The sequence below is a fragment of the Streptomyces sp. Go-475 genome, from assembly GCF_003330845.1.
GTDB lineage: Bacteria > Actinomycetota > Actinomycetes > Streptomycetales > Streptomycetaceae > Streptomyces.
Genome location: NZ_CP026121.1, coordinates 7,951,988 through 7,972,196, shown reverse-complemented (window position 1 = coordinate 7,972,196; position 20,209 = coordinate 7,951,988). Strand labels below are relative to the sequence as shown.

General features: G+C 69.8%; 15 protein-coding genes and 4 pseudogenes. 10 read left to right on the top strand and 9 right to left on the bottom strand.

The features are described from left to right. Window positions 1–81 precede the first annotated feature (81 nt). A pseudogene (locus C1703_RS36220) lies at window positions 82–718 on the bottom strand (RICIN domain-containing protein); the annotation flags it as partial. A 387-nt stretch (window positions 719–1,105) separates the two neighbouring features. Next, window positions 1,106–2,872, bottom strand: coding sequence for an alpha-L-fucosidase (locus C1703_RS36215; protein WP_114256805.1), 1,767 nt, complete (start codon window positions 2,870–2,872; stop codon window positions 1,106–1,108). A 631-nt stretch (window positions 2,873–3,503) separates the two neighbouring features. Between C1703_RS36215 and C1703_RS36210 the strand changes: the two genes are divergently transcribed. Further along, on the top strand, window positions 3,504–4,457 hold the full coding sequence (locus tag C1703_RS36210) for an expansin EXLX1 family cellulose-binding protein (RefSeq protein WP_114256804.1): 954 nt from the start codon (window positions 3,504–3,506) through the stop codon (window positions 4,455–4,457). A gap of 165 nt (window positions 4,458–4,622) precedes the next feature. Here the strand turns inward: C1703_RS36210 and C1703_RS36205 are convergent, their stop codons facing one another. The 3 genes and pseudogenes from C1703_RS36205 to C1703_RS36195 all read right to left on the bottom strand — a co-directional run bounded on the left by C1703_RS36205 (window position 4,623) and on the right by C1703_RS36195 (window position 7,644). Next, complete coding sequence (locus C1703_RS36205) at window positions 4,623–6,848, bottom strand: MMPL family transporter (protein ID WP_114256803.1); 2,226 nt, start codon at window positions 6,846–6,848, stop codon at window positions 4,623–4,625. 284 nt (window positions 6,849–7,132) lie between these two features. Next, window positions 7,133–7,264 (bottom strand): annotated as a pseudogene (locus C1703_RS40015) (IS5/IS1182 family transposase); the annotation flags it as partial. Next, window positions 7,237–7,644 carry a hypothetical protein gene (locus C1703_RS36195; protein ID WP_232840689.1) on the bottom strand — a complete coding sequence of 136 codons (408 nt, stop codon included), beginning with the start codon at window positions 7,642–7,644 and terminating at the stop codon, window positions 7,237–7,239. The gene C1703_RS36195 and the pseudogene C1703_RS40015, both read right to left, overlap by 28 nt. Between C1703_RS36195 and C1703_RS36190 the strand changes: the two are divergent. The 3 genes and pseudogenes from C1703_RS36190 to C1703_RS36185 all read left to right on the top strand — a co-directional run. Then, window positions 7,640–8,286 (top strand): annotated as a pseudogene (locus C1703_RS36190) (alpha-L-fucosidase); the annotation flags it as partial. The gene C1703_RS36195 and the pseudogene C1703_RS36190 overlap by 5 nt on opposite strands. A 24-nt stretch (window positions 8,287–8,310) precedes the next feature. Further along, window positions 8,311–8,469: a hypothetical protein gene (locus C1703_RS39420; protein WP_198678502.1), complete on the top strand. Its 159-nt coding sequence runs from the start codon at window positions 8,311–8,313 to the stop codon at window positions 8,467–8,469. Between the two features lie 275 nt (window positions 8,470–8,744). Further along, complete coding sequence (locus C1703_RS36185) at window positions 8,745–10,730, top strand: beta-galactosidase (protein ID WP_114256802.1); 1,986 nt, start codon at window positions 8,745–8,747, stop codon at window positions 10,728–10,730. Between the two features lie 123 nt (window positions 10,731–10,853). Here the strand turns inward: C1703_RS36185 and C1703_RS36180 are convergent, their stop codons facing one another. Both C1703_RS36180 and C1703_RS36170 read right to left on the bottom strand, forming a co-directional pair. Continuing rightward, entirely contained in the window at window positions 10,854–11,834 is a 981-nt protein-coding gene (locus tag C1703_RS36180; RefSeq protein ID WP_114256801.1) for a LacI family DNA-binding transcriptional regulator, read from the bottom strand. An 881-nt stretch (window positions 11,835–12,715) separates the two neighbouring features. Further along, window positions 12,716–12,985 (bottom strand): hypothetical protein, encoded by a 270-nt coding sequence (locus C1703_RS36170; protein ID WP_343236414.1) that lies wholly within the window; start codon window positions 12,983–12,985, stop codon window positions 12,716–12,718. Window positions 12,986–13,191: 206 nt separating this feature from the next. Between C1703_RS36170 and C1703_RS36165 the strand changes: the two are divergent. From C1703_RS36165 to C1703_RS36145, 5 genes and pseudogenes are all read left to right on the top strand, one after another. Continuing rightward, a pseudogene (locus tag C1703_RS36165) lies at window positions 13,192–13,423 on the top strand (IS5/IS1182 family transposase); the annotation flags it as partial. A 321-nt stretch (window positions 13,424–13,744) separates the two neighbouring features. After that, window positions 13,745–14,674 (top strand): ABC transporter ATP-binding protein, encoded by a 930-nt coding sequence (locus tag C1703_RS36160; RefSeq protein ID WP_114256800.1) that lies wholly within the window; start codon window positions 13,745–13,747, stop codon window positions 14,672–14,674. Beyond that, window positions 14,674–15,513: an ABC transporter permease subunit gene (locus C1703_RS36155; protein WP_114256799.1), complete on the top strand. Its 840-nt coding sequence runs from the start codon at window positions 14,674–14,676 to the stop codon at window positions 15,511–15,513. Before C1703_RS36160 ends, C1703_RS36155 begins: the two co-directional genes overlap by 1 nt. A 24-nt stretch (window positions 15,514–15,537) precedes the next feature. Beyond that, window positions 15,538–16,857: a histidine kinase gene (locus C1703_RS36150; protein ID WP_114256798.1), complete on the top strand. Its 1,320-nt coding sequence runs from the start codon at window positions 15,538–15,540 to the stop codon at window positions 16,855–16,857. Further along, window positions 16,854–17,522 carry a response regulator transcription factor gene (locus C1703_RS36145; protein WP_114256797.1) on the top strand — a complete coding sequence of 223 codons (669 nt, stop codon included), beginning with the start codon at window positions 16,854–16,856 and terminating at the stop codon, window positions 17,520–17,522. Before C1703_RS36150 ends, C1703_RS36145 begins: the two co-directional genes overlap by 4 nt. A gap of 150 nt (window positions 17,523–17,672) precedes the next feature. Here the strand turns inward: C1703_RS36145 and C1703_RS39150 are convergent, their stop codons facing one another. Then, window positions 17,673–17,837: a hypothetical protein gene (locus C1703_RS39150; RefSeq protein ID WP_157993205.1), complete on the bottom strand. Its 165-nt coding sequence runs from the start codon at window positions 17,835–17,837 to the stop codon at window positions 17,673–17,675. A 122-nt stretch (window positions 17,838–17,959) separates the two neighbouring features. Next, window positions 17,960–18,565 (bottom strand): TetR/AcrR family transcriptional regulator, encoded by a 606-nt coding sequence (locus C1703_RS36140; RefSeq protein WP_232840688.1) that lies wholly within the window; start codon window positions 18,563–18,565, stop codon window positions 17,960–17,962. Window positions 18,566–18,952: 387 nt separating this feature from the next. Here C1703_RS36140 and C1703_RS36135 point away from each other — a divergent pair, with 387 nt between their 5' ends. Then, window positions 18,953–20,131, top strand: a complete 1,179-nt coding sequence (locus C1703_RS36135; protein ID WP_232840687.1) for an oxygenase MpaB family protein — start codon at window positions 18,953–18,955, stop codon at window positions 20,129–20,131. Window positions 20,132–20,209: the final 78 nt, after the last annotated feature.

Genomic DNA, 20,209 nt, shown 5'->3' with positions numbered 1-20,209 from the left:
GTGGGCGCCCGCAACCGACAGCCACCCGCCTCCTTCTCAACAGCAGCCCGTTGAGAAGGAGAGGGTGGCGGGGAGAGAGGATCACGAGGTGACGATCTGCCATTGCTGTCGTGCCAGTGACGCGTACGGCTGCTGCTCGATGTTGGCTCCGTCGGCGGTGCTGCCCTCCTCGACGGCGAGGCAGAGCCCGCTGTAGCGGTTGATGAGGACGTGGTAGCCGTCACCGGTGGGCGTGACGGCCCCCCGACCTCCAGCAGCTTGCCGCTGGCCACACCCTTGATCCTGTAGTAGCCGTCGCCGGTGTTGACGAAGGTCCACTTCTGGATCGGCTTGTTGAGCCAGGGCCACCGCAGGACGTTGGTGTTGTTCGCGGTGGCCCCGCCCTCCACGTCGGCGACCTTGCGACTGTGCCGGGCGACGAGCCGGTAGACGGTGCCGTCGCCGGGCAGCGTGGTGGACACCAGTGCCGGCTTGGCGGTGCGCCGCCGATGCGCATCCCGCTGATGTTGGCGTAACCGCCGGTGGCCGCGTTGACCTTGATCCGTACGAACCCCACGTTCCTGGCCGGCCATTCGGCCAGCTTCAGGGTGCGGTCGCCGGCCCAGGTGCCGGTGGCGACCTGGGTGAAGTTCGTGCCGTCGGTGCTGGTGGAGATGGTGTACGAGGTGATGTCGCCGTCGGTGCAGTCGGTACGGTTCCACTGCTTGGGCAGGTACTCCTCGTTCGTGAAGGTTCCCAGGCTGAAGTGGTTGAACATGCCGAACCGCATGTCGACCATCCTGCTCAGGTTGGTCTGCGTGTCGGCGGCGGCCGCCTGCGGCAGAAGGCCGGAGAAGCCGGGGACGTTCGGCAGGGCGGTCGCGGCGGTCGCCGCACCCGCCGCGCCGAGAAACGTACGTCGCGTCATTTTGTGTGAGACATGGTTCCCTCCGTGAGTTGACGGTTGGAGTGTCCTTGCGGGGGCGGCAGATGGCCCCGTATTGCTCTTGAAGAAGACGTGGCTGTGGCAGGGCGCGACACTCGACGTCGGGTCTCCTGGTCGCCGTCGTGCCACCGTGGATCCGCCCCCGGGCGGGCATCCGGGGACGGACGACCGTGGGGGCGGTCAGCTGGTTCTGATCGCGGCCCATCTCTGTGGCGTCCCGGTACCCGGGGTCCACTGGAGGACGGGCCTCCCCTCGTCGGTGGTGTTCGCGTTGTCCAGTGCCAGCCCGCTGTGCCGGTTGACGAGCCGGAACTCACCGTTGCCCAGCGCGGTGACGGCCCATTGCTGCCGGTGGCTGCCGTTGTCGGCGCGCTGCACGATCGTCGTTCCCAGGGTGGTGCTGTCGTTGTCGTCGAGCGCCTTGCCGCTGTGCACGCTGACCAGCTTGTAGTAGCCGTGGTCCATGTTCGTGACCGTCCACTGCTGCTGAGGGCCGCTGTGCTGCGTCCACTGGATGACCTGGCTGCCCTCGGCGGTCGTGTTGGAGTTGTCGAGCCCCTTGCCGCTGCGGGCACACACCAGCCGGTAGACGCCGTTCGCCAGGACCGCCGGCATGCCGGCGACCTCGACGCAGACCACCGAGTCGTGCGCGTTGGGCGCGCCGGCCGGCACGCTGACGTTGATGGTGCCGCCGCTGACGGTGTAGGAGAGCGACGTCGAGGGGTTGTTCATCAGATAGACGCGGTCGATGGTGTTGTGGACGGCCGGGATCTGGAGCGTGCCGTCGGTGGGCCAGGTGAAGACGTGGGCGAAGAGCTTGCCGTTCTTCTTGGTGATCCTGCCCCAGGAAGGTTCGGTGGCGAAGGGGCTGCCGCTGGTGCCGTGGACACTGTCGGCGTGGACGGCCATCCAGGACGCCATGCCGTTGAGTCTGTCCACGGACTCCGCGGTCACGCTGCCGTCGCCCTTGGGACCGATGTTGAGCAGGTAGTTGCCGTCACGGGAGACGATCGTGACCATCTCCTGGATGAGGGTCGTGACCGAGCGGTAGTGCACCGCCTCATCGTTGTACCCCCAGGCCCAGTTCATAGTGGCGCAGGCTTCCCACGGCCGGTCCATCGGCGCGTCGGGGATACCGAACTCCGCGACCGCGTAGTCGCCGAGACCGAGGTCCCGCCTGACACGTTCGTTGATGATGAGGCTGGACTTGCGGGCGATCAGCCAGTCGTACAGTGCCTGGCCGTCGGACTTGGACCACCAGTCGCACCAGTCGCCGTCGAACCACAGGATGGCCGGGTCGTAGCGGGTCAGCAGTTCCTGCAGATGGCCCTTCATGTCGTTGATGTAATCGGCGCGGGCCGTCGCGGAGGCCATGGACGTGGAGTAGTTGCTCGGGGTGCAGGTCTGTGAGGGGTGGTTCCAGTCCATGATCGAGTAGTAGAGCCCGAATTTGATGCCCCGGTTCAGGCACTCGGTCCTCAACTGGGCCAGCAGGTCGGGCTGGAAGTTGTTGTAGTCGTGCAGGTTGTACTGCTTGGTTCCGGTGACGTCCTTGAAGCCGGCGACGTCGGAGTCCCACATGGCGTAGCCCTCGTGATGCTTGGCGGTGATCACGAGGTACTTCATGCCGGCGTTCTTGGCCAGTTCGGCGATCTGGGCGGCGTTGAAGCTGGTCGGGTTGAACGGCTTGGTCACATGGTTCTGCCAGTCGGCCTTGGTCCACCCCTTGTCGCTGAAGGCCCATTCACCGTCGCCGAGGTAGGAGTAGGACCCGAAGTGGATGAACATTCCGAACCGGGCCTGGTACCACCAGTCCAGCTTCGAGGGGACCGAGTACGCCGAGGCGGTGGTGGGCCACAGGGCCTGCGGCAGCCCGAAGGCGACGGCTCCTCCCGCGAGGGTGGCGGCCTTGAGGAGGGAGCGTCTGCTGAGCGGCGAGGTGGACATGGGGCGGCTCCGGGGTTGTCGAAGGGGCACCGGGAGGGCGAACGCGCCAGATGCCCATGGGACTTCGGGGCGACAGCGGCGCGGCCACTGCCGGGGGCGAGAGCTGAACAGGCAGGACGAACTCGGCTGCCAGGCCCGGGGAGCGGCAGAGAGTCGTCCTACCGCCGACACCCTCGACTGACATCGGATGTATTAAGAGGCATGACGCCGTAGCGTGTCCAGCGTTACGAACAAATTGCCAAGTGAAGACGACGTCATGAGACGAGAGCCGCCCCAAGAGCCATGCAAAGCATCCGATGTAAGTGGTGCGAGCGACCTGCTGTGACGTGTCGACCGACGGGCTGCGTGACCGTCCCGGCGGGCGGATCATCGACATGCGGATCTGCAAGGAGCCCGCTGCCAAGTACGCGCAAGGAGCGCGGTCGGTCCTCGAAAGACCCGATGTCGCGGGCGTCGAGCTGTTCATTGTTCATGGGTTCAGCTCGCAAGCTGGCGCCGACCGCACCATCCGGGGGCGCTCTGTCCAAGCCGGGTCGGCGCTCGGGACCCCCAGAAATCATCGGCAACCTTTTCGCTTCCCGCGGTCACTGAGTAGTGCACCACCGGCTCGATCTTCCGAAACGGACAGATGATGAACACACCGAGGCAGGCCGCGCGGCAGCGCAGACACAGACGCAGGCTCATCCTGGGCACCACGGTGGCGCTGACCACCGTGAGCGTTCTCGCCTACCTGCTCATGCAGTCCTCGCCCGACCGCACCGCGGATGCAAGACATGCCGCGGCTACCCCCTTCGCCACTCCCCACAAGAAGGCCCCCACCGCCCCAGCCACCAAGGCAGGCACCCCGAGCACGACGGCGCGCCCGACCGGTTCCCCCAGCCCGAAGGCTTCCGCGACCACGACGACCGCGACGCCGTCGCCCAAAGACACCCCCCAGCCCCCGCGAGAGGCGTCGACCACGACCCCGTCAGCAGGACGGATCAAGCCCGGCGCGACCTACCAGGGCGTCGCCACCGCCTACAAGGCCGGTGTCGGAGACGGCGCCTGCCTGTTCGGCCCGAGCCCCGACCTCATGATCGCGGCCATGAACACCACCGACTACGAGACGTCCAGGGCGTGCGGCGCGTACGTGCTCGTCCGGGCGGCCAACGGCAAGTCCGTCACGGTACGGATCACCAACGAATGCCCCCTGCCCTGCGCACCCGGGCAGATCGACCTCAGCGAACAGGCCTTCGCCAAACTCGCCGACCTCAAGGTCGGCCGACTCCCCATCACCTGGAGCCTGGTCAGCCCGAGCACGATCGGCCCGATCTCCATCAGGTACAAGACCGGGTCCAGCCAGCACTGGTGCGCCATCCAGGCGATCAACCACAGGAACCCGGTCACCGGGCTGGAGGTCCGCACCGCGGGCGGCTGGCGGCAACTGCCCCGCACCGCCTACAACTACTTCATCTCCGCCGACGGCAGCGGGTGCGGCGGTGCGATCAGAATCACCGACATCTACGGCGAACGGCTGACCATCACCGGACTCACGGTGCGGGCGAACGTCGTCCAACCTACTCAGGTCCAGTTCGCCCGGCACTGAGCCCGCCCCAAGCCACCGACGTTCCCTCGACGTCCTGATGGCATGGGCGACGGTCGCGCACCAGCGGCCGACTTCCGGACCGCGACGACGCACGCGTCGCACGGCGTACCGGGCGGCTGCACAGCGACGCTGTGCAGCCGCCACGGGGCGGGGATACGCCCCGCCTCAGGACACCGGCTCGGGTTCCGGGGCGAGCTCGGGTCCCGAGGCCGGCTCGCTGTGCTTCGATACGGCCTTCTGCAGACGTGTGCCCTCGACGTCGAGGTCGGGCAGGACTCGGCCGAGCCAGGCGGGCAGCCACCAGGCGTGTCGTCCGGCGAGGGCGAGGACGGCGGGGACCAGCGTCATGCGGACGGCGAAGGCGTCGATGGCCACGCCGACGGCGAGCGCGAAGGCGATGGGCTTGATCAGGGCGTCGTCCAGGGGAAAGAACCCGGCGAAGACGGTGAACATGATCAGGGCGGCCGCGGTGACGACCCGTACGCTGTGCCGCGCGCCGTCGATCACCGAGCGGCGGGCCACGCCGGTGTGTACCCACTCCTCCCGCATCCCGGAGACGAGGAACACCTCGTAGTCCATGGCGAGTCCGAACAGCACGCCGATGAGGATGATCGGCAGGAAGCTGACGACGGGACCGGTGTGGGACAAGCCGAAGGCGTCCGCCAGCCAGCCCCACTGGAACAGAGCGACGACCATGCCGAGCGCGGCGCCGACCGACAGCAGGAATCCGACGGCGGCCTTGAGCGGGATCAGCAGCGAGCGGAACACCATGGTCAGCAGGATGAGGCTCAGGCCGACGACGATCGCCATGAACGGCAGCAGGGAGTCGCTGAGCCGGTTGGAGACGTCGATGTTGACGGCGGTGGTTCCGGTGACCGCGACCCTCGCTCCGGTCGTCTCGCGGATGTCCGGGGCCGCGGCCCGTATGTCGCGGACGAGGCGGCCGGTGCGGGCGCTGTCGGGGCCGGTCTCGGGGATGACCTGGATGACGGTCTGCGCGGGGTCACGTGTGGGCACGGGGGGCAGCACTGCCTTGACACCCTTGAGGTCCCGCAGCTGCTGCGCGGCCTGAGTACCCGCCTGCGCACCGGACCCGTCGTCGACCTCGGTCAGCACCAGGAGCGGACCGTTGAAGCCGGGGCCGAACTTGTCGCCGACCACGTCGTATGCCTTGCGCTCGGTGGAACTCACCGGGGCCGAGCCGTTGTCCGGCAGGGCGAGACGCAGGTCCGCCGCCGGGAGCGCGAGCGCCACCAGGATGCCCGCGACGGCCAGAACGGTCAGCAGGGGCTTGGCGACGACCGACTTCACCCAGCGGGCGCCCAAAGCGGCCCTTCCCGCGGATTCGCCGGAGTCGACGGCCCGCCGGGCCGCCTTGCTGCCGGGCTTGGGGGTCAGCCGGGCGCCGAGGAATCCGGCGAGAGCCGGAAGCAGCGTGATCGCGGCCAGGACGGCGACGAGTACGGCGCCGGCGGCGCCGAGGCCCATCGTGGTCAGGAACGGGATACCGATGACACTGAGTGCGGCGAGAGCGATGATCACGGTGCTGCCGGCGAAGACGACTGCGCCGCCCGCGGTGCCGTTGGCCAACGCGATGGACTCCTGCGGGTCGGTTCCGCGGGCGAGTTGCTGGCGGTGGCGGGAGAGGATGAACAGGACGTAGTCGATGCCCACGGCCAGACCGAGCATCAGCGCGAGCGTGACGGCCGTGGAGGAGATACTGACCGCTGGGGCGAGGGCCAGCAGCCCGGTCAGTCCCACCGCCACACCCAGCAGGGCGGACAGCAGCGACATGCCCGCGGCGAGCAGGGAACCAAACGTGACGACGAGAACGAGCAGGGCGACGCCGACGCCGATGATCTCCGACGGGCCGATGTGGACGCCCTTGCTGCCGTAGACGCTGCCGCCCACAAAGGTCTTGAGGCCCTTCTTCTCGGCCGCCTTGGCCACCTGCTCGAGGGCGTCCAGGGATGAGGCGCGCACCTCGGGCTGCTGCACCGAGTACTGCACCTGCACGATCGCGGTGGTCCGGTCGGCCGAGACGGCGCCGGAGGTGGTCGGGCCTATGACGGCGCTGACTTGGGGCACCTTCGCGGACGCCGCCTCGGCTCCGGCGATGGCCGCCGTATAGGGGGCCTCGGTGACGCGGTGGCCCTCGGGGGCGGTGAAGACGATCTGGGCGGCGGCTCCTGACGCCTCGGGCAGCGTCCTGCCGAGCGTGTCCAGTGCGCGCTGCGACTCGGTCCCCGGCACGGTGAAGCGGTCGTCGAGCTTGCCGCCGAAGACACCCACGCAGGTGATGAGCGCGGCCAGGACCGCGAGCCAGATGCCGAGCACCAGCTTGCGATGGCGGTAGGCACTTCGGCCCAGCCGGTGGAGCAGGACAGCCATGACGAACTCCCGAAGTCGGTGAAGGAATTCCGGACGCCTGGACACGGACGCCGGACGAGCAGTGGGTGGCTCGGCTCACACAGCCGCGCGGTTGAGGCAATGGAGGGCAGTGCAGCGCCGCACGACCGCTCCGTGCGATTGACTTTATCACTCGCTCAAGTCGAGTGCACAAGTCACTTGCACGACATGGTTCACTTCACCCGCTCACCGCCCAACGGAGCGATGCATGACCAGCGCCCGGAGCAAGGACGGCGATGCCTTAGAAGTCGTTTTCTCCCGGTGTTTCATCCCGTGATTGGCGTTTGATCCCTGGGTGTCGGGTCGCGCCAGGAGATGGTGGCCTCGCCGGTGAGGCGGCGGGCCATCAGGTCGGTCATGGCGAGGTGGATCATGGCTTCGGAGCGGGCAGGCAGGGTTCCACGCCGACCTCGGCCTCACCCTCGCCGTCGGGCGCGCGCAGCGCGGACTCGGCGCGATCGATGCGGGTCAGGCGGTGCGGGGTGACCTCGATGCCGTAGCGGATGCGGCTGGCCAGGCACGGTGTGGCGGGCTTGTTCCACGTCGGCAGCGACCAGTGCCGACTGAGGCGGCGTACGTCGGCTTTGCTCAGGCCGGTGTCCAGGAGCGGGGTGTGGACGCCTCGCTCGCGTCCGGCGCGGATGCCCGGTCGGTGCGGATACAGGGCGTCGTCCGCGTTGGTGCCGGTGGCCACGTTCTCGAAGCCGTGGTCGAGGGCCCAGTGCGGCGATCGCGTCCAGGACCTCGGACTTGCAGAAGTAGCGGCGATGGGGAACATCGCGGCCTACGGCCAGCCGTCGGCGTGGCCATACCACAATTTCACCGACGCCCAGGACCTGGCGGGCAACTTCGTGAAGTTCGCGCCGAAGCTGAAGTCGGTCGGCGGGAAGTTCGACCCGGACGAGTGGGTGCAGCTGTTCGTCGACGCCGGCGCCAGGTTCGCCGGCCCGGTCGCCGAGCATCGTGACGGCTTCTCCATGTGGGACAGCCAGGTCCACGAGTGGAACTCGGTGAAGAAGGGCCCGGGCCTCAAGCTGCTGGTGGCCATGCACGACGCGTACAACTTCACCGGCTTCTACGAGTACGCCCCCGCCCAGACGGACCCCAGCCTCAAGAAGCGCTACGGGCAGCTGGGCCCGGCCGCGGAGAACCAGCTCTGGTTCGACAAGCTCAAGGAGGTCATCGACCGCGGCCAGCCCGACATCCTGTGGCAGGACTTCAACCTGGACGCCGTCGACGAGCAGCAGCTCCTGAACTTCCCAACCAGGCGGGCAGCTGGGGCCGTGAGTTCGTCGCCACGTACAAGGACGGCATGCACGGCAAGGGCGAGGTCTTCGACTCCGAGCGCGGCGGCCCGGCCGACATCACCAACCCGTACTGGCCAACCGACGACAGCATCTCCAGCAGCAGCTGGTGCTACGGAGACAACCTCGCCGGCACCTCCTTGACCTTCACCGCCGACAACCCCGACCTCAGGGCTACCGGCAACGTCACCAACGGCCTCGCCCTGGACAGCGGCGGCAACGTCGCCTCCGGGTCCAACCTCAAGCAGTGGACCTACGGCAGCAGCACCAACCTGCTGTGGACCTTCGCGGCGCTCTGATCCCCGAGACGCGTGGGCGGCTGCGGTGACGGATTCTCCGCGGCCCTCAGCCGCTGACGCCTAGTTGGCCGGACAGGCGTCCGGCACCTTCCCGGAAGCCCGTGAGGGTACCGGAGGACCGAAGGACCTGGACCGCATGCGGTGGCCCTGGTGGTCGGCCGTTTGACAGCCGTGCTGCGAGGCGAGGTATCTGGGGGCAGCAGGTCCCGTCCGGATCCATGTCTGACAGAGCGTCAGTGCATCACCGTCCGACTCCCCTTCTCCGAGGAAGCGACATGACGGCACGCAGTGTCACCGACCGCCTGGGCGGCCTCGCCTTCGGCGGCGACTACAACCCCGAACAGTGGGACGAGCCGGTCTGGAAGGAGGACGACGCACTCATGCGCCGGGCCAGGGTCAACCTGGCCACGCTCGGAGTCTTCTCCTGGGCCCTGCTCGAACCGGAGGAGGGACGCTACGACTTCTCCTGGCTCGACGCCCACATCGAACGCCTGCACGCAGGCGGCGTGGCCGTCGACCTGGCCACCCCGACTGCCTCCCCGCCGCCGTGGTTCACCCTGGCCCACCCCGACGCGCTGCCGGTCGCCCCGGACGGCACCCGTCTCATCCACGGCAGCCGCGACACGTACTGCCTCACCGCTCCCGCCTACCGCAGCGCGGCCCGCCGCATCGCCTCCGCGCTGGCCGAACGGTACGGCGACCACCCCGCCCTCGCGCTGTGGCACGTCCACAACGAGTACGGCACGCTCTGCTGGTGCGACCACACGGCCGCAGCCTTCCGGGGGTGGCTACGCGCCCGCCACGGCTCACTCGAGGCCCTCAACGAGGCCTGGGGGACGGCCTTCTGGAGCCAGCGCTACACCTCATGGGAACAGGTGCTGCCGCCGCGCGCCACGCAATGGCACAAGAACCCCGGCCAGGCACTGGACTTCCACCGCTTCTGGTCCGACCAGATCATCGCCGCCTACCGCGAACAGCGCGACGCGATCCGCGCCCACAGCGACCGGCCCGTGACGACCAACCTGATGCTCCCCGCCTACCAGAACGTGGACTTATGGGCCTTCGCCCGCGAACTCGACGTGGTCACCTCCGACCAGTATCCGAGCGCCCCCGGCCTGGACGCCGCCGCCGACGCCGCCTTCCACGCCGACCGCACCCGCTCCCTGGCCGGCAGACGCCCCTGGCTGCTGATGGAACAGGGCACCAGCACCGTGTACGACGGCGACCAGATCCTCGCCAAGGAGCCCGGCGAGATCCTGCGCCACACCCTCGGCCACATCGCCCGCGGTTCCGAGGGCGCCCTGTTCTTCCAGTGGCGGCAGTCCCGGGCCGGCGCCGAGACCTGGCACTCGGCGATGGTCCCGCACGCGGGCCCCGACAGCCGTATCTTCCGCGAGGTCACGCAGACCGGTGAAGCAGTCGCCCGGCTGGGCGAACTGGCGGGATCGACCGTCACCGCGTCCGTGGCCGTGCTCGACGACCCGGACGCCTGGTGGGCGCTCGGCGTGGACGGTCTGCCCTCCTCCCACCTGGACTACCACGCGTCGCTCGTCCGGGCGCACCGTGCGCTGTGGGACGCGCACGCCACCGTCGACTTCGCCCACCCCGAACACGAGTTGAGCCGCTACCGGCTCGTCATCGCCCCGGCCCTGTTCCTGCTGTCCGACGCGGGCGCGGAGAACCTGCGCCGTTATGTCGCCGGCGGCGGGACGCTCCTCGTCCAGCACGCGAGCGGATACGTCGACGACCGCATGCACGCCCGGCTCGGCGGCTATCCCGCCGGACCGTTGCGCGAGGCACTGGGCATCCGCGTCGAGGAGTACCGTCCGCTGCGGACGGACGAGCGGATCACCCTGTCGGACGGATCGTCCGGCACGGTGTGGAGCGAGTCCCTGCGCTGCGAGGGAGCGCAGACGCTCGCCGCCTACACCCACGGCATGCTCACGGGCACCCCGGCACTGACCCGGCACCGCTTCGGCACCGGACAGGGCTGGTACCTCTCCACCCGCCTGGATGACGCCGACTACGGCTCCCTGATCGGCCGGCTGCTGAAGGAGACCGGCGTCGAGCCGGAACTGCCAGGTCAGCCGCCCGGTGTCGAGGCCGTCACCCGGCACGCCGCCGACGGCCGCCGCTGGCACTTCCTGATCAACCACCGCGCCGACGCGGTGCCCCTTCCGGACCCCGCCCACGACCTGCTCACCGGTGCCCTCGCGCATGAAGTCCCGCCCGGCAGCTGCGTGGTACTGCGCCGGCCGTGACGTCCGAGCTGCCGTCCGGCGGCTCACCCGGGAGGCAGGACGCAGAGGGACTCTCTCAGCGCCGGGCCGCCCGGGCGGCCGACCAGGCGGTACCGGCTTCCATCCGGCCCTCGGCGTCCGTCCTCACTCCTCCTTCGGCGGGGCGGTGCTCTCCCGGACGGTGAGGGTGGTCGCGATCTCCAGTCCGAGCTGCGACACGTCCTCACCACGGCCGAGCGCCAGGGCCAGCTCGGTGGCGGCCACCGCCATCTCGGTCAGGGGCTGATGGACAGTGGTCAGGGGCGGATCCATCCAGGCCACCACCGGCACGTCGTCGAAGCCCACCACACTGAGATCGTGCGGTATGCGCAGACCCAGCTCCCGCGCGGCCTGGTAGACACCGAGCGCCTGCATGTCGTTCGCCGTGAACACAGCGGTGGGGCGATCGGGGCGGGACAGCAGCTCCCGCGCCGCGGCGTACCCGTGCTCGCGCGTGAGCAGGGTCTTCACCACGAGGTCGGGTTCCATGGGCAAGCCGGCTTCCACGAGGGCGGAGACATAGCCGGACAGCCGGGCACGGCAGAAGGGGTGGTCCGGTCCGGTGATCATGGCGATGCGTCGATGCCCCAGTGCGGTCAGATGCCGGGTCGCCGCCTGACCGCCTCGCCAGTTCGTGGCACCGACGAACGGAACGTCGTCAGGCAACTCGTCGATGGGGTCGAAGACGACGAACGGGATCCCCTTCTCCGCCAGCTGTTCCCGCTCCGTTTCGGAGAGCTGCGCCACCGACAGGACGCACCGGGGGCGCCGTCCGACCGTGTCGCCGATGGTCCTGGCCGCCGTGTCATGGAGCCCGAACTCCGACACCAGCACGCCGACCCCGCTCCTGCGGGCCACGCGCTCGACGCCGCGGATGATCTCCACGGCCCACATGCTCTCCAGTTCGCGGAAGACTAGTTCCACGAGGTTGCTGCGGTTCTTGGGGGGTTTTCGGTAACCGTACTGATGGATCAGCTGCTCGACGCGGGCCCGGGTCTCCTCCGACACCCCGGACCGGCCGTTGAGCACCTTCGACACCGTGGGCACCGAGACGCCTGCGGACTCGGCGATGTACGCGATCGTCACCGATGGGGGTCCCTCGCCGCTGTCGCCCTGCTCTTCCTTCGAAGGTCTTCCCGCTCGGTTGTCCGGCACGGTCTCCCTTCCTCCTCCCCACGCATGCTCCCCCCGCCATTCTGGCACCTCAGGCGGGGACCGGTGAGAGACGCCGCCCGCAGCCTCTTCGCAGACGTCCGCGGAGGGACCGCTTGAGGATGCGGGGCGGAGCCGGTGCGGATGCGTCCAGGAAACTCCGGCCGGTTCTGAAGCCGCCGTTCCCGCGGCCCCCGTCCTGCGAGCGTCGATGCGCCCTTCCTCTCGACCAGGTATCCGGTCGCCGGGCCGCGTGGGACGGCACGAGGAAGCATCCCGCCGTTCGCGGCCTCGCGCACGGCGGTCGCACCCGTCCGTACCGCTGCCGCGAGCCACGGAATCGGCGTCGGTGAGGTGCCACCCCACCAGTGGAACCGGCAGCGGCGAAGCACGCCGAGCATGCTGGCTGCCCAGGCTGCGGTCACTCCCCCGACGGTTGTCTGTTGTGCGGTCACGGCCAGCCCCAGGGCGAGCGACAGGGAACCGGCCGTGACCCAGAGTCTCCTGCGGCCGAAGCGGCTGCGGGAGCGGTCGCACAGCGCGCCGCAGACCGGCAGGGCGAGCAGTGCGACGAGCCCGGAAACGGCGTTGACGACGGCGAAGTCGTGCACCTTCGATGCCGGATCGATCGCCTCCAGTTGCTGCGGGAGCAGCAGTTGGAGGGGGGCGAGACTGGCCGTCCAGTACGCGAACCACACCAGGCCGAACAGCGTGGCCCCTGCGCGGGACGGGGACGGTCGGCCCGTGGCCGGCATCCGCCCCCGCGGTGCCGGCCGCGCAAAGGCATGGCTGTGGAAGCCTGGCCGGGGAGGGAATCAGAGGAAGGCGTGGCCTTCGCCGCGGTAGGTCGGGATCTGCTCGACGATGTCGGCGCCCGACACCAGGTGGAGGGTGTTGACGCGTTCACACAGTTCGCCCGCCTTGGCGTGGCGGAACCACACGTGCTCCCACCAGCCGCAGTCCGTGCGCCGCGCTGCGCTGCCCAGGACCGGAGTCTGGACTTCTCCCGCGCCCTCCCTCGGGTTCGTAAACAGGCCTTGAGGCACGGTGGCGATCCGGGCAGTCGGGCAGCGTACGACGGACATGACGAAGTAGGCGGCGGGCCGGGGACGAAAGCATCGGTAGAAGTCGAACAGCCCCGGCCCCTACAGGCCCGATCCGGCGCCGACCTCGGTGATGACGTGTTCGGCGGCGGTCTGCTCGATGGCGCACGCGGCCGCCGGCCTCCAGCCCGGCCCACCCGATCAGGCTCGTGCTCACCGGTTGTGGTTTTGAAGGCCGACGTTTTCGTATGGGGTGGGCGGGCGTCGGTGCAGCCGAGCGATGTCCCGCGGAGACGGTGCGGGTGGCGCGGGCCGCGTTCCCGAAGGGCACAGCCTGGCAATCCGGGTCCGCAACGAGCTGGAGCCCCTGTTCGCCGACGAGGAGTTCGCGGACCTGTTCCCGTCGCGTGGGAGACCTCCCTGGTCACCGGGCCGGTTGGCACTGGTGCTGTGGTGCGATGCGTGGAGGGGCTCACCGAGGGAACGGTCTCGCGTGCGCTGCAAGGCGGCAGGGTCGCCTGCCCGTGGTCGTACGGCTGCGGCCGTAGCGGGACACCGGCGGAAGCGCGTGCGGCGCGGTGCACGTGCTGCGGCGGATCGGTGTGCGGCCGCAGACCAGCCTGCCCGCCGACGCGTCATACCTGAGGCGTATCGGTGATCGGCGCCGAGTGGAACCGCGGTACCACTCGGGCGGTCAAGTATCCCCCGTGGTCCCAGGGTTCGGGTCGGCCACGCTTCTAACGTCGACTGCACAGGCCGCGGCGCTCGCCCGGCCTAGTCCGAGAGGAAAGGCCCACTCCCATGATCGAGGCGCGTGAGCTGACCAAACGGTACGGCGACAAGACCGTCGTCGACGCGTTGAGCTTCACCGTCAAACCCGGCGAGGTCACCGGCTTCCTCGGCCCCAACGGTGCCGGCAAGTCCACCACCATGCGCATGATCGTCGGCCTGGACTCCCCCACCAAGGGCTCGGTGACGGTCAACGGCAAGTCGTACGCGAAGCACACGGCACCGCTGCACGAGATCGGCACCCTGCTGGAGGCCAGGTCCGTCCACCCCGGCCGGAGCGCGTTCAACCATCTGATGGCGCTCGCGTACACGCACGGCATTCCGCGCCGCCGGGTCGACGAGGTCATCGAACTGGCCGGGCTGACCAGCGTGGCCGGTAAGCGGGTCGGGGCCTTCTCGCTCGGCATGGGCCAGCGGCTCGGCATCGCGGCGGCCCTGCTCGGCGACCCCGCGATCATCATGCTCGACGAGCCGGTCAACGGACTCGACCCCGAGGGCGTGCTGTGGGTGCGCAACCTGCTGCGCTCGCTGGCCGACGAGGGCCGGGCGGTGATGCTCTCCTCGCACCTGATGAGCGAGACGGCGATGATCGCGGACCATCTGGTGATCATCGGTCGTGGGCGGCTCCTCGCGGACACCACCGTCGACGACTTCACCCGGGAGGCGAGCGGCGGCGGCGTGAAGGTCGCCACCGCCGAGGCCACCAGGCTGCGCTCGTTGCTGGCGGGCCCGGACGTGACGATCTCCTCCTCGTCCGCCGAGGAACTCCTGGTCTCCGGGCGTGACGCCCGGGAGATCGGGCGGATCGCGGCCGAGCACGGGGTGGCGTTGTACGAACTCACCCCGCAGGCCGTCTCGTTGGAAGCGGCGTTCATGGACCTGACCAGGGACGTCGTCGAATACCAGAGCCACCCGGCGGAGACCGAGCGAAAGGCAGCCTGATGACCGTCACCGAACTCTCCCCCACCCGGGAAGGCACCCGGGCCTACAAGGTCACCGGTCCGCGGGTGCTGCGCGCGGAGTGGGCCAAGTTCTGGTCGCTGCGCTCCAGTTGGATCACCCTCGCCGTCGCCGTGGTCCTGCTGATCGCCCTCGGCTCGATCGCCTCCGCCACCTACAGCCCCGATGCGACCACCCAGGGCGGACCGCCCGGACCCGGCTCCGGCTCCGGCGAGCAGGACGCGGTCGGCCTCGCCCTGCTCGGGGTGACCTTCGCGTCGCTGGCCGTCGGTGTGCTCGGCGTCCTGTTGTCGGCCGGCGAGTACACCACCGGCATGATCCGCTCCACCCTCACCGCCGTTCCCCGCCGCCTGCCGGTCCTGTGGTCCAAGGCCGCCGTGATCGGCGCCGTCATCCTGGTCCTGACCACGCTCGGCGCCCTGGCCGCGTTCCAGCTGGGCACCCTGGGCCTGGACGGCGAGAAGATCGCCCTGTCCCTGGGCGACGACGGTGTGCTGCGCAGCCTGGCCGGTGCCGGCCTCTACCTGGCCCTGGTCGCCGTCGCGGGTGTGGCCCTGGGCATGCTGCTGCGCTCCAGCGCCGGGGCGATCGCGGTCCTGGTCGGCGTCCTGCTCATCCTCCCGGGCCTGGCCTCCCTGCTGCCCGACTCCCTCCATGACAACATCAACCCCTACTTCCCCAGCAACGCGGGCTCGGCGATGTACGCCCTGCACGAGTCCTCCGAGGCCCTCTCCCCCGGAGCGGGACTCGCCGTCTTCGCCGGGTGGGTGGCCCTCACCCTCGCCGGAGCCGCCTGGCGGCTCCTCAGGAGCGACGCCTGAACGGCGGTGCGAGACAGTGGGATCATGAGACAGGCCCCCGCGACCATCACCCGGGGGACGGCCACCGCGCCGTCCCCCGGGCTCGCCGATGCCTGGGCACACCCGCTCCTGGGCCGGATACTGCGCGGTCGGAGCGCCCGACGCCGACTGGACCAGCGGCATCCGTGGGTGCTCGACACCGCGGTCGTCCTCGTCGTCGCCCTGCTCGGCCTTCCCGACCTGCTCTCCCCCAGCCGGCACGGCCCCTTCGGGGACACGACGGACCCCAGCCACTTGGCGATGCCGGTGCTGGTTGCCTTCGCCGTCGCGCTCGTCGTACCGCTGTGGTGGCGCCGCAGGGCCCCAGAGATCACGTACTGGGTGATCTCCGCGGTGTTGCTGGCTCAGTGGTCGCTGGGTGTGTGGCAGCAGACCGGCATGCCCGCGCTCATCGCCCTCTACAGCCTTGCCCTGCACGGATCACTGCGCGTGCTCGGCTGGGCCGCCGCCCTCACCGCGGCCGAACTGGCCCTGGCGGTAGGGCTGCTGGCCCCTGTCGAGCACCCGTTCCTCGGTCTCTTCTTCCTGATGGGCACGGCGACGGCGGCCATCGCCATCGGCCTGACGCTGCGGATCCGCCGCCTCTACCTCGCGGCCCTGGAGGACCGGGCCACACGCCTGGAGATCGAGCAGGACCAGCGCATCCGGCTCACCACCGCCGCCGAACGCACCCGCATCGCCCGCGAGATGCACGACATCGTCGGCCACAACCTCTCCGTCATGGTCAGCGTCGCCGACGGCGCCGCCACCCTCGCCGTCAACCGCGGCGAGACGTCCGCCGACGCACTGCGCATCCTCGCCGACACCGGCCGCCAGGCGATGAGTGAGCTCCGGCGGGTCCTCGGCGTGCTGCGCGAAGAGCGAGGCCCTGAAGAGGACGAACGGCTGCTCGGCCCGCAGCCCGGCATCCGGGACCTGGACGCGTTGCTGACGCGCGTGCGAGCGGCGGGGATGCCCGTGACCTACCGGACGATGGGCGACCTCGACGCCCTCGGCAGCGGCGTTCAGCTCACCGTGTACCGCATCGTCCAGGAAGCCCTCACCAACACCCTCAAACACGCCGGCCCGGGCGCCACGGCCGACGTCACCGTCACCAAGGACGCCGACACCGTGCACATCAAGGTCGCCGACACCGGCGCAGCCGCCGCCGGGGCGCGGTCTCGCGACGCCGGGCACGGCCTCGTCGGCATCCGCCAGCGGGCCGCCATGTACGGCGGCACCGTCACCCTCGGTCCGCGTGCCGCCGGCCACGGCTGGCTCGTCGATGTCGTCCTCGACGTCCCCCCGGGAGATCATCAGCCATGACCACCGTCCTCATCGCCGACGACCAGCCCCTGCAACGCATGGGCGTGCGCATGCTCTTGGAGGGCACCCCCGGCCTGACCCCGGTCGGCGAGGCGGAACACGGCGCAGAGGCCGTCCGCATGGCCGCCGAACTGCGCCCCGACGTCGTCCTCATGGACATCCGCATGCCCGGCATGGACGGCATCGAGGCCACCCGTCGCATCATCGCCGCGGGCGGCCGCACCCGCGTCCTCATCGTCACCACCTTCGATCTCGACGAGTACGCCTACGAAGGCCTGCGCGCCGGTGCCGGCGGATTCCTGCTCAAGGACGCCCGCCCCGAGGAACTCGTCGCCGGCATCCACGCGGTCGCCACCGGCGACGCCGTCGTCTCCCCCCGCCTCACCCGTCGCCTCCTGGACGCCTACACGCACCGGGTCCTGGCCCCCGCGGACAGCCCGCCCCCCGAGGACCGCCGCCTGAAGACCCTCACCGACCGCGAACGTGAAGTCCTCGTCGCCATCGGCCAGGGCTGGACCAACACCGAGATCGCCGAGCGCCTCGTCCTGACCGAATCCACCGTCAAGAAGCACGTCGGCCGCGTCCTCGCCAAGATCGGCGCCCGCGACCGCATCCAGGCCGTCATCACGGCGTACGACACCGGCCTGGTCAGGGTGAAGTCGTAACCGGCCGAGGCCAGCCGCGGGCCGCTCCGATCCGTCAGCCGCCTGGCCGGAGCGGACACCGACATCCGGTGGGCGGCGCAACTGCTGGCGCAGCACCCGTTCGTGGTCCGGCTTGGCGAAGGGTTCCTGCACGGATACCCGAGCCGCTGGTCACCGGTGCCATGGGCCTGCAGGAAGGACGGCCGTCGCACTGAAGTACCTGACGCAGGTGCCCGACGCGTTGAAGGTGGCGAGGATCACCACGCGGGAACGGTCGCCGACGGCGACGATCCTGCCGGTGGCCTCGACGCCGTCCGTGCCGAGCGGGGACGGCATGGCCGTCTTGGAGGGGCGAGCCGGCCGTCAGGGCCGGCCGGCTGCAGCGGGTCGCCCCGGCCGATCTGTGCATCGAGCATGATACGGGCTCCAAGATCCGCCGGACGGGCACCCGGCCGAGCTCACCGGCCGCTTGGCGCGCCCGTCGCGAGGAGTCCGTTGACCACGAGCGTAGCCAGCGCCTCCGCTGTGTCCGTGAGCTGCTGTGACGAGGCGGATTCCGGTCGGCCGAGGCGCCGTGCCAGAGGGCCCTCCACCATTCCCGCGACGGGCGGGATGACAGCGAAGAACAGCACGTCCTTCGGAATGGGCGCCATGCGTCCGGAGGCGACGAGCCGCTCGATGCTGGGCGTCATGAGCTGAAGGGTCGGAGCGACGAAGCGCTCGTACAGATAGTCCAACCGTTCGGTGTCCCGGGACGACTCGTCGACGAAGACGCGTCCGATCAACGGCGTGTCCGCCGCGGCGCGGTAGAAGCCGGTGACGATCTGGCGCAGCCGCTCGGCGTCGTCGATACCGGAATCCGCCTGTAGCAGGCTCTCCAGTTGCGGCCCCAGCGCATGGTCCATGACCGCACGCCAGAAGGCCGCCTTCGACCCGTACCGGTCGTTGATGAAGTTGTGGCTGACGCCCAGGCGGCGGGCCAGTTCACGTGCGGAGGCACGGTCGTAGCCCAGCTCCGCGAAGGCCTCGAGGCCCCGCTGGAGGATGCTCTCCTCCTCGGGCACCGCCGGAGTGCCGGCCCCTGGGCGCCCCGGCCGCCTGACGGACTCCGTTCGTACTCCCATCACTGCCTCCATGACTGCTGGTTCGTGCCTGCGCGGCGTGCACCTCACAGGCGTCGTACGTCGGCCTCACGCTCTTCCCGAGAAGACCTGCCTCGGCTGCCTGGGAGGGTTGCCCGCAGTCCGGCCCTGAGGTCACGTGAAACAAGCTTACTTGACATCTGTCAGATTGCCTCTAATCTGACAGGTGTCAGACGTTGTTCGTGACGGACATCCGCACCTCCCCGACCGGCTCGGGAACCGAGTGCGTCCGACGCCCTGGTCGCACCTTCTCGGAAGTGAGAGAGCCACATGACCGCGAACCACACCCCTCACACACCCTCCGAACGAGTGATCGCCTTCGAAGCGGTGGGCCGCCGACCCTCCACGAAGGCCGACCGCATGGCGCCACTGCTCACCGCCGGGGATCCGCTCGCCGACGCCGTCATCGCCGAACTGGACCTCTACGGCCCCGAGGCGCGGCAGGCTCTCGACGCCGGTCTGAGGAAAGGGCTGGCAGGTCTCGACGAGCGGCCCCCCAAAGCCGTCTCCGCGCTGCTGAAGCAGGTGGAGACGACCCCTTCCTGGGTCGACCCTCTGATGCTCCACCGCGGCGACACCGTGAGCCTGTCCGTCCCGCCCCTGTGGTTCGGCCTCTGTGTGATCACCAGTGCTCTCGCTCACACCTACGCCTGCCCGGCCACCGCTCGGCTGCTGATGCGAAGCGACAGGCCGACGCCGACCGTTTCGCGCCGGCTCGCGGAGACCGGGGTGTGGGCGCGGCAGACCATCCGTCCGGGCGGGCTGCTGCGCGGAGGGCCCGGGTACGTGGCCACCGTCGAGGCCCGGCTGCGCCACGCCCGCATGCGGGCCGCCTCCCTCACGGACTGGGACATGGGCGTCCCGGGTCTGCCGATCGGCCAGCTCGACATGGCACGCACCTGGCTCGGCTTCACCCTCACCGCCTTCGAGGCCCTGACGGCCGTCGGCATCGACATCACTGCCGAGGAGGAGAGCCACCTCTACCGGTACTGGTCCTACGTCGCCCATCTCCTCGGGCTCGACGAGCGCCTGTACAGGGACGTCACCGACCACGCCGGCGCCCGCCGCGTGCAGGACCTGCTGAACACCATGACGGCCGCACCCGATGACACCTCACGCGCGGCGACAGCCGCCGTGATCGGCGCACAGGCCCACGCGACGGCTCACGCGCCGGGCGCGGTCCTGTCCGAGGAGCAGTTGGAAGACCTCATCCACTGCGTGCTGCGGCGGTCCCTCGGGAACACCGCGGCAGACCGGCTGGGCATCCCCGACGTCCCGGCCGCGACCGACCTCGTGCCGCTGATCAGCACCTTGAACCGGCAGGCCCGGTACTGGCAGACCTTCTCCCCCGCCTCGGCGCAGGCAGCCCGCCGACAGGCCGCCGAAGAGCCCGGGCCCGAATCCCAACCGATCGCGGCTGTTCTTCCCCTCGGTGTCGCTCTTCAGCGCCATGCGGAGGTCCGTCGCTCAGGTACGCCGGCGGCCTGACAGCTACGCGATCACTGACCGCATCACGTGACGAGCTCCAACGAAGCAGCCGTCCGCCTCACATCACCGCACCTTCCT